This is a genomic window from Lysinibacillus sp. NPDC048646 (assembly GCF_050272295.1).
In the GTDB taxonomy this organism is placed as follows: domain Bacteria; phylum Bacillota; class Bacilli; order Bacillales_A; family Planococcaceae; genus Lysinibacillus.
In genome coordinates this window covers 55,472-69,705 of sequence record NZ_JBNNLZ010000023.1, presented here as the reverse complement: position 1 = coordinate 69,705, position 14,234 = coordinate 55,472, and the positions used below count along the sequence as shown (strand labels likewise).

The window sequence follows — 14,234 nt, the reverse complement described above, 5'->3', positions numbered from 1 at the left end:
GGATTAGTTGGAACGCCGTATGCGGTGAAAGTCGCACGTACGGTGTGAACAGGGGGAAAAGCCAGCGATAACTTCAAAGGCTTACCTATCTGTATCAATAAGCATAGATTGATTTTCGTTAATTTTAAATGGTAAATTTATAAATATTTAGAACTAATAATTGTTTCGAGCGTATTAAAGTAAATGGGTAGTTTAGTTCAATCTAAATAAGGGGTGTTCTGAAAATGACTATATTTAGAAATAAGTATTTTGGAGAAGTTTTATGGATTTTAGTTATCGCTTTATTTGGTGTCGCTTTTTTAACGATTTCAACGAGTTATTTCAATACTAAACAAATAAATTTGGTTAGTACTCGCTGCTATGAATTGGGTGGAGAAGTCATATTAGAAATCCATAATAATTTCACAAGTGAATATTCTTTCGAGTGTAAAAAATAAAAGACTTTTTTTAAAATACTCGATTTATTTTCAGTAGTGTTAAAACAAAAAACCCGGAAATAATATTCCCGGGTTTGATTACCACTTACTTTAATTCCTCCATGACACACTGCCTCGCTTCCGCATTCGATCTTAAGATTTACCTAAGACAACCGTACTTTAGCTTTATTCAGTATTGATGGTCCTTCAGAGCTATTGATCAACCTTACTCATCGGGTTAACCCTCCTAGTCACTTGGATTTGAAGTGAAATCTTTAATAGTATAGGTTAATTATTATTTTTCATACGCATTATTTTTTATTTTTTTTGTAAAATCAAATTTTCCTTTTCTGCTATTGGAATAAACAAAGTATAAAATATTAAATAAATTCCATTTCTCAAGAACCACCAGTATTCATACAATGAGACTAAATGTTCTATTGCAATAAGGTAGATAAAATTATATTAATAAACAATGTGTAAAACATTTATAGGGAGAGAGGAGAATTGTGAAACCTTATCAAATATTAGCTCTCGTGATGATATCCTTGATTTTAAGTGCTTGTTCAGACGGCGGGAAAGAATATAATTTTTATGGAAAAAGTAACAACTGGATTGTTAAGTACTAAACTGAAATAAGTAAAGAAAGAATTGGCGGATTTTTCAATTGAATATATCGGAAAAGATCCTGCACCATCGATACTTGGATATAACATAGAGAGTTATGGTTTGAATTTGGAAGCAAACAAGAAAAATTCAACCATCGAGGTAAAAATATAATTTCTGGTAATCGTGAGTGTACTGGTTATCCATCAAACAATAAAAGTTGTGAGGTAATTATTGAAGAAGATGAGCAGATGGAAGCAACGATAGAATGGAACGGCAAATCAGAAGTTATTATTTTGAACAGAAATTAACACAAAAATAGGCAGCCGGAATTGAACCAGTTAATATTGATTTTATTACATTGTGAGATAGATGTATCTTAAATATATGTTTATGTTTCTCTTACAAGCGCATTAATCCAAAAGGGGTTCTTTTTAATGTATGGATAATGATGAAAAAACAAAAAATCCATTCGCGTTCGTTCGCGTATTAGTTTTAAATGGTAAATTATTAATATTAAATAAAAAATAGTAAATTTTTCTATAAATACTTTTTTACTTATGATATACTATTTTTGTTTTACATAGAAATTAGTAAAAATCTGTCTGTTTGTTAAAAAGGAGGAGAAGGAACATCTTACTAAGGTGTGATCTGTATGAGTAAACTAAAAGGTTTGTTAGGAAAGTTAAATAAGATTGATATGTTTTCACCGTATTTCTTTTTACCGTTTATTTTAGTGCTATATTTCTTTACGAGCTTATTTGATTGGCATAAATTTGAACAGTATAGTGTCCGTGTATCCATATGGCCAGTCGTTATTTTAGCGCTTGTCTGCTATTACATAGGTGTGTATATTATCGATAAACTACAATGGACAATTCCTTCATTCGGACTGTCGCTCTTGGGGAAATATGTAATTCACTTTATTGTACTATTAACATTACTCGGATTAGTCTCCTATTTAATGATGATTTTTGGTGGTGGCTTAGGTATTTCTGATGAATCAAATCGTCGTAACCTCAGCCCTAAGTTAAACTTCTTTAGCCAATTATTATGGTTCGGGATTTTATTATTACTATCGTATAAAATGATTTTAGAAAAGAAAATGACATGGAAAAAGGCATTAGTTTATGGTTCGATTTTCGCAATTGTGATGTTCTTATTTTTATTAGTGGCCTATCGTACACCTTTAATTATAATGCTGTTCACCTGCATCATTGTTTTACACTATGTGGTTAAACGGGTGAAGTTGACGTGGTTCTTAACGGCATTAGTCGTTATTGGGGTAGCTTTCTCTATGTTTGGATTTATTCGTGTCCTAACAGAGGATTTATCAAAGGATTTTAATAGTCGTGAACAGCCAGATGTGGAATTGTCAGCAGAAGAGGAAGAGAAGCTATTAACAGCTGAACAAAAGGTAAACATGACACCAAGTTGGATGCGTGCCATAAACGCGGAAAGTGTCACAAGTCATATCGTTTTGAGTAAGATTATTGAATATACACAAGATGAAGGATACTTAAAAGGAGAAATTCATCAGGGGATTTTCAATACGATTTTACCAGGTGAACAAACCTCACCTCGCATGAAGGTAACAGAGGTCGTAAACTCTCTTAGTGTAAAAGGTGGTATATTTATTACGCGTGAAGGACGAACAACAACACCAACCTTTATTGGACAATTGTTCTTAGATGGTGGCTATTTATTAGTAGCAATCGGCTTCCTGTTGTATGGTGTGTTAATTTCATTAATCTATAATAAAGTGAAGCAGGAAGGCATTCGCAGTTTCCACTCTGTAGCATACGCATTTACAATTACGTTGTTTACCGTATCGATGCATACAGGTTTACTGGATTTAATCTTTATTCTTATGTTAGGCTTCGTTATTATCGCATCCTCCATCATTAAAACGGATGAACGAAAACTTTCATATTGATGACAATAGGCTGTCCCAAATGTAGGGTAACACTTACTTTTGGTGACGAGCCTTTTTTTATAGAGTAATAAAGTTAAAAATAGTGAATATTTAATAATTTGTAAATAATTGAAACTTTATACTATTTTCAGCATTAAGATCACAGCAAATCATCAACAACGGAGGATTTAATAGAGAGCTTACAGTATAGTGAGATTATCAATAAGTTTAGCAATTCTACATATTAGCATAGCCAAAGAGAAAACCTAGGTACGTTTCTTCTATCAAGGTGGAATTTAAAATTAAATTATTTATGAACATTGGGGGGAGGTACTTCGTTCTCAATCTGAAAAAAAAGCCTTCTCCAAATTGTGGAGAAGGTCCATTTATTATTGTGTGATGCGATTGAAAAACTCATTCACTTTGTGCATATCAGATACATGGTGGTTACATTTAGCACTGTCCGCACAAATGTAATTGCTATGATTCGTAAATGTTCCCACGACTTGCCCTTTAACGGAAGTTGTAAATAGACCAACATCAGCGTGACGGTTGCAGATAGCGCAAATACCTTTAATAGTACTATTTGCGAAGAGGCCTTTAATAGCTTTTAGCTGTTCTTCCTGCTCGATAATAACATATTTACGATGCGTACCAGGATCATCCCAAGCAAAATAGCAAATTTGTTGAAAATCCATATCATCCAAATTTGGTATCTTTAACTTTTTTTCCTTTTTGAACAAGCTTTTAATCGAACTTACTGTAACTGCTTTGAAAGGGATGACATAGGGCTTTAAACTTTCTAAATAATTCTCTCCTTGTGTGCGATCTGTTACGGTAAAGAGCTGCTCAATAAGTTGAGCTTCAGTAGCAGTCATTGTAACCTTCGTTGTAATTTCTGTTTCAACAAGACCGCGTACAGCGAGAATGACATTATTATCTATTGTTGTAGCAAGTGTGTGTAAGATTTTATTCATTTGTTGCTCGAGTAAATGATAGTTGGCAACCGTTAAAAACGGCTGGATTGTTTGTTTTTCCATTTGAAATCACTCCATTTAGTATAGGCTTTTGGTTGTGGCCTAAAGAGATCATCCATGTTGTTTCACCTGGGTTCACTTAATCTAGATCTCTTTGACCTGCAAAGATGTCGTTCTAGAGCAAGCATTACAAAAGAATGCGACCATTTCGATTCCTCCTTGTAAAGAAAACTACTATTATCTTAGCATTTTAAGAAATCGAAATAAAGAAAAGGAGCGAATTCACATGCAATTTATACGAAGAAATATTTATATGGTATCATTTATCGCATTTTTCGTTTGTAATATAGGCACTAGTTATTATTATTCTCAGGAAATTGTTGTGTTTGCGAGTGCAGGAAAAGCTCTGTGGTTTACGGTAGTCTTTGCCTTTGTAAATTGGGCATGGGATAGTAAGGATTATAAAAAATCAGATAAGTCATAGGTGAAGTCATACTAAAAAGTTTTATAACTGAATTTGTGGAGGGTTTTAATGTTTATTACAGATGTTATTTATGGACAATCGAAAATAGGTTCCTTTGTAAAAGTTGTTTCAAGTTAACTTTGTAAAATTCATAAAAATGAGTTTGGGTGATAAATCACAAAAGATAGGTGATAAATCCAAAAAATTAAGGGATAATGCGATGCCTCCTCAAAATATTATTAAAAAAAATCTTTTAATATATCGTACAATACGATATAATCGCTTTTAACGATATATCAAAGGAGTAATAGTCATGATTCAGGATATCAATAATTATTTTACAACTATTTTCTATCATCTTCACACAACGCATGAGGATGTTATTTCCCATCAAAGTGTTCGCATATTGCAAATGATTCAAAAGGAAGATGAAGTGACTGTCCGACAAATTGCAGAGTTGTTGAATATTTCACAAAATACAGCGTCTGAGCATATAAAAAAATTAGAACGCAACGGCTGGGTAAAAAAGGAGCGGGCTATTGAAGATCAGCGCAAGGTGAATCTTCACCTAACGGCAGAGGGACTAAATGTCGTGAAGAAAAACACTGAATTAGATGATAAGAAACTACAGCATGCGCTAAATCATTTATCCACTAGTGAACAGCAAACAATCTTACAGGCGTTCCGTCTCTTAAGTGGGGTGGCGAAGTAATGTATACACTGTTAAAAATTCTTAGTTCAGCAGCAATCATTGGCATCGTGACAGAGGTTGCCAGGAGGTTTCCTACATACGGTGGCATTATTGCAGCATTACCTCTTGTAAGTATTTTAAGTATTATTTGGCTCACGGTTCAAAGTGAGTCAAGTGACCATATCCAGCGATTTACAGTTGGCGTTTTGGTCGGTCTACCTGCGACAATGGTCATGCTGTTTGTTATCTACATGGCCATGAAATCATCTGTCCATATTGTTTTTGCTATTGGACTTGGCATCGTTTCATGGGCGCTATTTTTAGGAATTCAAAAAGCTGTTGCGGGTATATTTCATATTTCAATTTAGAGTAGGAGATTTTATCTATGACAATCGTTGTTATTCAGCAGTTGCCTCAACAGAATGTGTTGCACTGCTATAACTATAAAATGATTTGACAAGAAAAATAGCAATTCCACTGGCAATGATTTCCCGCTATACTTGTTGTGAAGCCGGAAAGAGAGGAATTGTATGAAAAGATTACTATTTGTTTTGTTTTTTAGTTTGTTTGTGGTGGGTGCTGTTTTTATTATTTATCTAAAAAGTAATCCACCACTTGTCATCAATGCTTATACAAGCTTTGACGATAATCCAGCTGTTCGATTTATTGAAATTGAAAATAAGGGACTGCGGGAGATACAGTTACAAAGTATTGTCGTAAATGAAAAGCCCCCTGAAAGTGTTGAATTGGTTGTGAGTAAGTCTGAGCCATTTGAAGCGGAAACTAAAATAGAAGGCAACCCAAACTTTACATTTCATAAAATAAAGCAAGTGAATATTTTCCCTAGTCAATACATAGATAGACAGGCAGTTGGCAAGCAGCCACAGCACTATGCTTTGAAGGTGAATGCTTCCGAAGCAAGGAAAATTACCATACAGTACGAATATTTAAAAATGCCGTTTACATTAACTGCTGAATTACAAGCAACAAAATAGTTAGTAGGTCCTGAGTGAGCGCTGTCATTCATGCTTCTTACTCCCCGATTTCACAATCTAATGGGATGCCTTTTAATTACTTCTTAAGTAAGGTATCTCGTTTTTTGTCACATCATTTATGCCTATGTCATATCCTAAGATTGTTTGATGAAAAAATACTATTCTTCCCAAAACATGGTAATCTAATAGTAATAGTACTTGGAATGATCGGAGGGGTCTAATGGGATTAATAATTATTGGCGTGATGCTTGTCATTTGTATTTTTGTTGCGATTCTAGTTATTGTATTAAAGCTCTCTAAAGAGGATATTAAACTTCAAGTAGCTGCTACATGTGAAGGAAAAAATGAGTTGGAACAGGCAATTATAAAGATATACTTTACGTTTTCAATTGGCAAACTTGCCAGTCGTAAAAAGGAAATAATCGGCAGTGTTGATTGGTCAGAAGGATGGATGCCAGTCAGCTATAATTTGAAAGAGCAGGGTGTATATGAAGAGGAGCGTTTACTCGTTTTGAAGGATGAAGATACGTATGCAACTTTTGAATTTGATGCTACAAACGCAGTAGACGCACAGGGGCAAGGTGAGGGCTATGTCGTTTTAGTATTAGAGAATCCAACAAATGATACGAGCTTTAGAGCAGGCATCGTACTCGCTGTAACCGCCAATATGGTGACCTATCAACTTTCTGATTCTACAAGTTGGAACAATGAATTTGTCGTCAATCATTAATAGACTATAAAATGCTATTCACAGAAGAAATCTTATGAATAGCATTTTTTTTATGGAAATTTACTGTAAAAAATAGTTTTAATCGGAACTTATTAACACCAATTTCGTAGAATATAATAACGAAGGAGTGTGTATCTTAAATTCATTTCTATACTTCAAGGGAAATAATCGGAAAATTGAAAACATTTATGTGTGATAATAGTTTAACAAATTTTAAGAAAGATATAAGTGAGTGCTTCGAAAAATGCGCTTGCTGAAAAAAGGTAATAGTATTTGGACATGTTGACAGAAAAGCTAATCATAATATCTTTATTCATCCTCATCATACATGCCATTGAGACGCTAGCATATGCAGTGCGTTTATCGGGAGCGCGTGTGAAATTATTAGCTTCCGCACTTTCCCTGTTTAATATAATGGTAATGGTATCAAGGCTCGCGAATATGATGCAACAACCCTTTACTGGGAGTTTAATAGATACAGCACCAAAGGAAAATGCATTCGCGTTTGTTGAGCAGCAATTTCGCATTATTATAGGCTTTGCTTCACTCGGAACACTACTAGGTATTCTTTTGTTGCCAACGTTTGTAGCCATTTTTTCAAGGGCGATAATCTATTTGACAGAGGAAAGAGGATCTATTCCTGCGTTACTAAAAAAAGGCTTTACGCTTGAATATATGAAGCGAGGCATCAAGCATTTTCATCTGCCAAGCTTTTCATATTTAAAGGGAATCAGTTGGCGCGATATCCCACTTAAATTATTTATCATTAATGTAGTGATTACCGCGATTTATACAATTGGCGTTCTATCAGCACTTTATGCCACTTTATTGGTCCCGGAAAGAGCGACAACCGCTGTAATGGCTTCAGGGCTTATCAATGGTGTGGCCACTATGTTATTGATAGTTTTCATTGACCCTAAAATTTCAATCCTTGCAGATGATGTAATCAATCAAAGAGGTAGCTATCTGAATCTAAAACGTGCATCGGTAATGATGATGGGGTCACGCTTGTTAGGAACCGTATTAGCACAAGTTTTATTTATTCCAGGTGCCAAGTATATTGCATGGTTCACCCAATTTATGACATGAATGGCTGGAAAATATTTGATAGAGGAGGATTCACATGAACAGAGAATCTTATGATCGCCCAACAGATCATTATGAGGAAGACCTTTACCCTATTGATGAACAAATTTGTGCGTTATTAAAAGAGCGTAAAGACCTTTCTAGTAATAATCCTGGCCTTCCACCAGATGAAGCAATCTCCAAATGGGCTAAAAAGTATGATTTTTATGAGGTCTATCTTGCTTCGTTATTTCAAATGATAAGAATGGAAGATTATTATAAACCTCGTGTTGAACCAACTGGTTTTAGGAAGCACGTCCCAGTTTTAAAATCGATTGAAATTGCTGAACGTAATTACACGGTAAGTTTTATCCGTCAATATGAAAATGCTAGCGTTGTACAGCTTCTTGTGGACTGGGATGCTACGAATGATTCCCCAATTCATCTTATGCAAAAATCTTCTCGCAATCATTTTGAGTTGTTGTTAGGGGAACAATATGAATGTCAGAGGGATCGCAGTGGGGGTTCAACAGGACATGACAGTTCCAACTTCATTGTCACACCACCGTTACCTGACAATATTGCAGGGCAAGAATTTGTCTTTAAAGAATACAGCGACGTCTTTCGAGAAACACCTACGGGATTAGAGATCGTCATTCAAGTGGACTAACTACTTTGCACTTCCTCAGAGGGGGGAGAAATCCCACACTGATTGAAGTTTCACTTTATCGATAAAGAAAATAGTTGCTCCAAATGCCATTGCCATTGCATTTAGGATGAATCATTTGATGCTTATTTTTGTGCAAAGTGTAATGAATGGAAAGAAAAAAGTTGTAATGATCCACATTGTTATTTTTGTGTCCAAAGGCCTGAATTTCCATTGCCAAATAATATGAACTACTGAAGGTGGAAGTAAAGTATGAGAGGTATTCACTTTGAAATCCCAAATAAATATGGTCGGCAATTATACGATCTGTTAGGAAAGTTGCCCATCGAAAATTGGCATTGGCGCATTGGTGGTGAAGAATCATACATCATCGAAGAGGGTACGTTAGGGAGAGATCTGTTTCCAACAGTATGTGTGCTAGATAGCCATGCGTTTTTAAAAATAATTTCTGAGGAAGACTATTACTTAATATTCACAGATTTAAAGGCTTTTCCGTCTTACGCTAGTGTAAAGGAAGTGGCTACATATCAGGAATTCTTGGAATGTGATTGTCAATTTGTCCTGTTGCTTGTAGATAGTTGTTATGTCACCATATATGCCAAACAAGATGATGTGATTCGTCAATTACATAAACAAGCACATGAGAAAAATTATAAAAATATTGAATATATCACAGATGACAATGATGCAAGGACAAGATTGATTACTTTTTAGGTGCGCTAAACCGTAACGAAGCCTTGATCAAAAAAATTTTTTTTATGGGAAAAGTAAATTCAAAAGAACATTGCTATATCAACAAAAATGGAGAATCCATTATGAAATAAATAAAATTTTCAAATATTGACAAGTAATGGCGTGTCAGATATAGTAAATATCAATTTCATGAAACAATGAAAACAGCGATGATAAGGACACGAGATTTGATGACCGATTCACAGAGAAGGAAGTCTTGGCTGAGAACTTCCTAATGCAGCATCAAACTCTTACTACCTTGGAGCAGTGCTTGGAAACTTGCACCGTGTTATGCGACGTTACAGCAGAGTCAATGAGCCACTAGAGCATTTAGTGGGAATTTGGGTGGAACCACGGGTAATCAACACATACTCGTCCCTTTATGGGACGGCTATGTGTTTTTTTATTTTTATAGAAAAGGAGAAGTGAACATGTCAAATCAAGCAATTAACATTCAATTTCCAGATGGTAAACAACAAATATTTACTAAAGGTGTTACACTAACCGACATTGCACAAGCGATTAGTCCAGGGCTACGTAAGAAAGCAATTGCAGGGAGTGTGAACGGAACCATCGTTGATTTGACGCGCCCAATATTGGAAGATGCCCAAATCGCACTATACGATGCTAGCTCAAAAGAAGGAATAGAAGTTATTCGTCACTCAACTGCCCATTTAGTAGCACAAGCTTTTAAGCGTTTATTTCCAGCAGCTCAATTTGGTGTAGGTCCAGTAATCGAAAATGGGTTTTATTATGATATCAGCATTGCCCATTCGCTTGTACCAAGTGATTTACAACAAATTGAAAAAATGATGAAACAAATTGTCCAAGAAAATATGCCAATACGTCGAAAAGAGGTATCGCGAGAAGAGGCGAAACGTCTATTTGCAAACGATAAGTTGAAGTTAGAGCTTCTGGAGGATATTCCTGAAAACGACATTGTAACGGTTTATGAACAGGGAGAGTTTTATGATTTATGTCGTGGACCTCATGTGACTGCAACGGGTAAATTACAACACTTCAAATTAATGCAGGTTTCCGGCGCGTACTGGCGTGGCGATAGCCAAAATCAAATGTTACAACGTATTTATGGCGTAGCATTTGCTACCAAAGAGGAAATGAATGATTACTTTGTTTTCCTAGAAGAAGCAGAAAAGCGCAATCACCGAAAATTAGGAAAAGAACTCGACTTGTTTATGTTTTCGGAAGAAGCACCTGGAATGCCCTTTTACTTAGCAAATGGTCAAATCATTCGCAATGAATTGGAGTCCTTTTTACGTAATCTACAAACGAAATATGACTACAAAGAAGTGCGTACACCGTTGATGATGAATCGACGTTTATGGGAACAATCAGGACATTGGCATCACTATAAAGACAATATGTATTTTACACAGGTAGATGATCAAAGCTTTGCCTTAAAGCCAATGAATTGCCCTGGGCATATGCTGATTTTCAAAAATGAACGGCATTCCTATAGAGAATTACCCATTCGTATGGCAGAATTTGGGCAAGTTCATCGACATGAATTTAGCGGCGCTTTACATGGACTTCTACGTGTACGTTCGTTCTGCCAAGATGATGCGCATATTTTTGTTACACCTCAACAAATAGAGGATGAAATAGTGTTGGCGCTAAAAATTATTGATGAGGTGTATCAAGTATTTGGCTTTCACTACGAAATTGAATTGTCGACACGTCCTGACGATTTTATGGGGGATATTAAGCTTTGGAATCAAGCCGAGGCGGCGTTAAAAAACGTATTAAATCATGTAGGCTATCCTTATAAAATAAATGAAGGGGATGGGGCATTCTATGGACCCAAAATTGATATTCATATAAAAGATGCCATTAAGCGAAGCCATCAGTGTGCAACAGTCCAACTCGATTTCCAATTGCCAGAGAAGTTCAATCTAACATACATGAATGAGCAAAATGAAAAAGTACGGCCAGTCGTCATTCATCGTGCTGTCTTTGGCTCGATTGACCGTTTTTTAGGCATTTTAATTGAACATTTTGGAGGTGCCTTCCCAACTTGGTTAGCACCTCAACAAGTAAAAGTAATTGGTGTAGCGGCTTCGCATCAAATATATGTACAACAAGTGATGCAAGTCTTACAACAGGAACAAATACGCGTTAGTGAAGATTATCGTCAAGAGAAACTTGGGAAAAAAATACGTGATGCTCAGATGAAAAAGATACCGTACATTTTAGTGCTCGGTGACAAAGAATGTGACAATCAAAGTGTGACAGTTCGAAAATACGGTCAATCGGAATTGATTAATATCCCACTTCAGCAGTTTATAGAGGAAATAAAACAAGAAATTCGGCAAAAGGAGCTACCTGGTAGTAATGCATAAAGAAGTTGACAATCTATTTCAACCGTAATACTTCTAGATACGCTATTAAATGCATACTATAAACTATGGAGGTCACAAGAGAAACCTCATTCATGGACGATCATTTTGTTGATAGGGATTATCATAATGATGATAATGACTTCCACCAAGAAGTATGGTTTTAGTTTCGGCATCTATGACAACGAATTTATGGAACTCTTCTTGGTCATTTTGAAAAAAAGATGCTAAAAAATATACTTGTCGATTCGGATGTATAAATGTGTGATTGGAAAGGTCCAATTTCTCATCAATATGATTCGTTTTCACATTAAACGTATGCTTAACTTCCGGTACGTCTTTAAATAGTATTTTTTGACGAATGCTGAACGCAGCATTGTTATATTCCTCGTAGTTTGTTCTATCTATTTGGTTATAAAAATCGTCTACATCAAGAAATGATTTAGTTTGATTGACAGGGTATTGAAAAGCTGGGCTAGAGGTTTCAACGGGTGCGCAAATATTGTCTGTTGAAACTTCTGGCGTAGTTTGAGGTTGAAAAAACAAGGTCGAAACGACAACCAATGTTAGAAATAATACCTGCATGATTGTACCTCCTGTTTTAGCGTTAACAGTAGGTTTCCCTAATTCTTGTTATGTATACATTGATTTACATACTTGTATATGAGGGAAGTTGTTAGCTAGAAGGCTATAAGTGGTAGCCGTATAAGGATTTAATTGATGATAAAACCAGCCATGTGGGCGTTTCGTTATGACTGGTTTTATTGTAAATAAGTATGCAAAATGAAAGTTATTTATAGAAATTCCTCCTTCGACTTACGATGCTTGCTTTAAATATCTATTCAGTAAGACATCTAATTCTTGACTACAATCAACTACCTTGGGATGCGTAAATCCTAAATCTTTTGCTTTTTTGTACATAATTCTTCTTTTAATTTCAATTTCAACCTTCAAGAATTGTTTAAGTAAAAAATTCACAAACATAATTTCCTCCTATGACTTTCTCCATATTCATGAAATAAATTCTAGTGGCCTCGATTCAACTTTTTCATTGTATATCACTTAAATTAAAAAATATGTCATATTGTGTATAGGAATAGAAATTCGTAAATTAGTCACATATAAGTGGCTTAAATCTTAAAAGGGAATAAAATGCCTTATCTGCACGTTTGGTGCTTTAGTATCTATATATTTTACTATTAATGTAATTATTGTGTTCTATTATAGCTGATTCGATCGATTTATAGCTATTTTTTTACATTGAATTTTAGAAAACATTAAGAATAGTGCATTTATTTCCGGTGTCTTTTTTACTATGTAAAGAATCTATTAGAATTGTAATAGAATTCAATAAAACTTATTCAACTACACATCTTGTCATAATTTATCAAATAACCTTTTATGTTGTTTATTTATTGAATAGTTTCTGCAACTTTGAGCGTAAATTAAAAAAATAAATATCTTGTTGTATATTTTTGTAATAAATAGAATAATTGATTTAGAATTATTTTACACGGATGGACGTTTGATGATGATGTTGACAATAGCTAGCCGAAAACTTTATATCACTGTAGACTTGGCGAGAAGTTGAATAAAAAAATGTTGGAAAACAATAGGGAATAGCTGATTTTATAACGATCCAAAGATGAAAAAATAGGTTAGCACGTTGATCTTATTTTATCGATTTAAAAAGGGAGGCCAAAATGACTGTAGTTTACTTTGTACGACATGAACATTCTTTCTACTCGAACGATGAATATAATCGTCCACTTTCCGACAAAGGGCTTGTAGATAGAGACAATCTAACACAACTATTTCGCGATAAAACGATTCATGCTGTTTACGCAAGCCCCTATAAAAGAGCCATTCAGACTGTTGAAGAAATAGCAAAAGAGCATAATTTAGAGATACATGTAGATGATCGTTTAAAAGAACGTATACTGGCGAGAGGAAAAATTAGTGATTTCGACGATGCCATTCTTCAGTTATATAGCTATCCTGCATATGCATTTGCAGGGGGGGAGTCGAATAATATGGCACAAGGACGAGCGATAGAATGTTTGAAACAAATAATTTTTACGCATCCAAATGAGCACATTGTGATAGGAACTCATGGCAATATTATGATTCTGATGATGCAATATTTTGATTCGCACTATGATTATGATTTTTGGAAAGAACGATCAATGCCTGATATATATCAATTAACCTTTCAACAACTATCGTTGATACATGTCATAAGAATTTGGAAGGGAGGGAGTTTGAAGTGGACATAGATCTAAAAGAACAAATTTTAATGTTAGAAACACAATTAATGTATGCTAGAAAAGACGATTTTGAAAAAATATTAGCAGATGATTATGTGGAGTTTGGTAGTTCAGGGTTAAAATATGATAAGACCATGCAATTAAGCTCTTTAGATGATGAAGCAGGCTTACATAAAATACCGTATGTAATGACAGATTTTACAATTAAACAATTAGCACCGAATATTATCCATTCCACATATTGTACGACGACCATTGCAAATGGTAAAAAATCATTAAGAAGTTCCGTTTGGCAGTTACATGAAACGGCATGGAAAATGTATTTTCATCAAGGGACGCCGACTATATAAACA

At 34.9% G+C, this 14,234-nt stretch carries 16 protein-coding genes; 13 read left to right on the top strand and 3 right to left on the bottom strand.

The window, feature by feature from the left end; translation table 11 throughout:
- Positions 1–224 precede the first annotated feature (224 nt).
- On the top strand, positions 225–437 hold the full coding sequence (locus ACQKII_RS19745; RefSeq protein ID WP_427462187.1) for a hypothetical protein: 213 nt from the start codon (positions 225–227) through the stop codon (positions 435–437).
- A 1,240-nt stretch (positions 438–1,677) separates the two neighbouring features.
- Complete coding sequence (locus ACQKII_RS19740) at positions 1,678–2,958, top strand: oligosaccharide repeat unit polymerase (protein WP_427462186.1); 1,281 nt, start codon at positions 1,678–1,680, stop codon at positions 2,956–2,958.
- Positions 2,959–3,326: 368 nt separating this feature from the next.
- On the opposite strand, the gene ACQKII_RS19735 is transcribed toward ACQKII_RS19740, so the two are convergent.
- Positions 3,327–3,977, bottom strand: a complete 651-nt coding sequence (locus ACQKII_RS19735) for a FusB/FusC family EF-G-binding protein (RefSeq protein ID WP_427462185.1) — start codon at positions 3,975–3,977, stop codon at positions 3,327–3,329.
- A 223-nt stretch (positions 3,978–4,200) separates the two neighbouring features.
- On the opposite strand from ACQKII_RS19735, the gene ACQKII_RS19730 reads away from it, so the two are divergent.
- The 9 genes from ACQKII_RS19730 (at position 4,201) to thrS (ending at position 11,617) form a co-directional block, all read left to right on the top strand.
- Positions 4,201–4,398: a hypothetical protein gene (locus ACQKII_RS19730; protein WP_427462184.1), complete on the top strand. Its 198-nt coding sequence runs from the start codon at positions 4,201–4,203 to the stop codon at positions 4,396–4,398.
- 292 nt (positions 4,399–4,690) lie between these two features.
- On the top strand, positions 4,691–5,089 hold the full coding sequence (locus ACQKII_RS19725) for a MarR family winged helix-turn-helix transcriptional regulator (protein WP_427462183.1): 399 nt from the start codon (positions 4,691–4,693) through the stop codon (positions 5,087–5,089).
- Positions 5,089–5,436 carry a DUF3147 family protein gene (locus ACQKII_RS19720; RefSeq protein ID WP_143999003.1) on the top strand — a complete coding sequence of 116 codons (348 nt, stop codon included), beginning with the start codon at positions 5,089–5,091 and terminating at the stop codon, positions 5,434–5,436. The genes ACQKII_RS19725 and ACQKII_RS19720 overlap by 1 nt, the downstream gene beginning before the upstream one ends.
- A 162-nt stretch (positions 5,437–5,598) precedes the next feature.
- Positions 5,599–6,063 carry a hypothetical protein gene (locus ACQKII_RS19715; protein ID WP_427462182.1) on the top strand — a complete coding sequence of 155 codons (465 nt, stop codon included), beginning with the start codon at positions 5,599–5,601 and terminating at the stop codon, positions 6,061–6,063.
- 220 nt (positions 6,064–6,283) lie between these two features.
- Entirely contained in the window at positions 6,284–6,793 is a 510-nt protein-coding gene (locus tag ACQKII_RS19710; RefSeq protein ID WP_427462181.1) for a hypothetical protein, read from the top strand.
- 279 nt (positions 6,794–7,072) lie between these two features.
- Positions 7,073–7,882 carry a lipid II flippase Amj family protein gene (locus ACQKII_RS19705; RefSeq protein ID WP_427462192.1) on the top strand — a complete coding sequence of 270 codons (810 nt, stop codon included), beginning with the start codon at positions 7,073–7,075 and terminating at the stop codon, positions 7,880–7,882.
- Between the two features lie 34 nt (positions 7,883–7,916).
- Positions 7,917–8,528: a hypothetical protein gene (locus ACQKII_RS19700; RefSeq protein ID WP_427462180.1), complete on the top strand. Its 612-nt coding sequence runs from the start codon at positions 7,917–7,919 to the stop codon at positions 8,526–8,528.
- Between the two features lie 249 nt (positions 8,529–8,777).
- Complete coding sequence (locus tag ACQKII_RS19695) at positions 8,778–9,239, top strand: DUF2691 family protein (protein WP_427462179.1); 462 nt, start codon at positions 8,778–8,780, stop codon at positions 9,237–9,239.
- A gap of 449 nt (positions 9,240–9,688) precedes the next feature.
- The gene (gene thrS / locus ACQKII_RS19690; protein WP_427462178.1) at positions 9,689–11,617 is read left to right on the top strand and encodes a threonine--tRNA ligase; all 1,929 of its coding nucleotides are present in this window, start codon (positions 9,689–9,691) and stop codon (positions 11,615–11,617) included.
- Positions 11,618–11,707: 90 nt separating this feature from the next.
- Here thrS and ACQKII_RS19685 read toward each other — a convergent pair whose 3' ends face one another.
- Both ACQKII_RS19685 and ACQKII_RS19680 read right to left on the bottom strand, forming a co-directional pair.
- A complete protein-coding gene (locus ACQKII_RS19685; RefSeq protein WP_427462177.1) occupies positions 11,708–12,199 on the bottom strand; it encodes a hypothetical protein in 492 nt (163 codons plus the stop codon).
- Between the two features lie 231 nt (positions 12,200–12,430).
- Positions 12,431–12,598 (bottom strand): aspartyl-phosphate phosphatase Spo0E family protein, encoded by a 168-nt coding sequence (locus ACQKII_RS19680; protein ID WP_010859191.1) that lies wholly within the window; start codon positions 12,596–12,598, stop codon positions 12,431–12,433.
- Positions 12,599–13,317: 719 nt separating this feature from the next.
- Between ACQKII_RS19680 and ACQKII_RS19675 the strand changes: the two genes are divergently transcribed.
- Together ACQKII_RS19675 and ACQKII_RS19670 are read left to right on the top strand one after the other, a co-directional pair.
- On the top strand, positions 13,318–13,890 hold the full coding sequence (locus ACQKII_RS19675; RefSeq protein WP_427462176.1) for a histidine phosphatase family protein: 573 nt from the start codon (positions 13,318–13,320) through the stop codon (positions 13,888–13,890).
- The gene (locus ACQKII_RS19670) at positions 13,881–14,231 is read left to right on the top strand and encodes a DUF4440 domain-containing protein (RefSeq protein ID WP_427462174.1); all 351 of its coding nucleotides are present in this window, start codon (positions 13,881–13,883) and stop codon (positions 14,229–14,231) included. Before ACQKII_RS19675 ends, ACQKII_RS19670 begins: the two co-directional genes overlap by 10 nt.
- Positions 14,232–14,234 lie beyond the last annotated feature (3 nt).

Coding starts and splice junctions, on each gene's coding strand:
- ACQKII_RS19725 (WP_427462183.1), top strand. CDS start 4,691: ATGATTCAGGATATCAATAATTATTTTACAACTATTTTCTATCATCTT.
- ACQKII_RS19700 (WP_427462180.1), top strand. CDS start 7,917: ATGAACAGAGAATCTTATGATCGCCCAACAGATCATTATGAGGAAGAC.
- thrS (WP_427462178.1), top strand. CDS start 9,689: ATGTCAAATCAAGCAATTAACATTCAATTTCCAGATGGTAAACAACAA.
- ACQKII_RS19680 (WP_010859191.1), bottom strand. CDS start 12,598: ATGTTTGTGAATTTTTTACTTAAACAATTCTTGAAGGTTGAAATTGAA.
- ACQKII_RS19685 (WP_427462177.1), bottom strand. CDS start 12,199: ATGCAGGTATTATTTCTAACATTGGTTGTCGTTTCGACCTTGTTTTTT.
- ACQKII_RS19675 (WP_427462176.1), top strand. CDS start 13,318: ATGACTGTAGTTTACTTTGTACGACATGAACATTCTTTCTACTCGAAC.
- ACQKII_RS19695 (WP_427462179.1), top strand. CDS start 8,778: ATGAGAGGTATTCACTTTGAAATCCCAAATAAATATGGTCGGCAATTA.
- ACQKII_RS19710 (WP_427462181.1), top strand. CDS start 6,284: ATGGGATTAATAATTATTGGCGTGATGCTTGTCATTTGTATTTTTGTT.
- ACQKII_RS19745 (WP_427462187.1), top strand. CDS start 225: ATGACTATATTTAGAAATAAGTATTTTGGAGAAGTTTTATGGATTTTA.
- ACQKII_RS19720 (WP_143999003.1), top strand. CDS start 5,089: ATGTATACACTGTTAAAAATTCTTAGTTCAGCAGCAATCATTGGCATC.
- ACQKII_RS19735 (WP_427462185.1), bottom strand. CDS start 3,977: ATGGAAAAACAAACAATCCAGCCGTTTTTAACGGTTGCCAACTATCAT.
- ACQKII_RS19740 (WP_427462186.1), top strand. CDS start 1,678: ATGAGTAAACTAAAAGGTTTGTTAGGAAAGTTAAATAAGATTGATATG.
- ACQKII_RS19715 (WP_427462182.1), top strand. CDS start 5,599: ATGAAAAGATTACTATTTGTTTTGTTTTTTAGTTTGTTTGTGGTGGGT.
- ACQKII_RS19730 (WP_427462184.1), top strand. CDS start 4,201: ATGCAATTTATACGAAGAAATATTTATATGGTATCATTTATCGCATTT.
- ACQKII_RS19705 (WP_427462192.1), top strand. CDS start 7,073: ATGTTGACAGAAAAGCTAATCATAATATCTTTATTCATCCTCATCATA.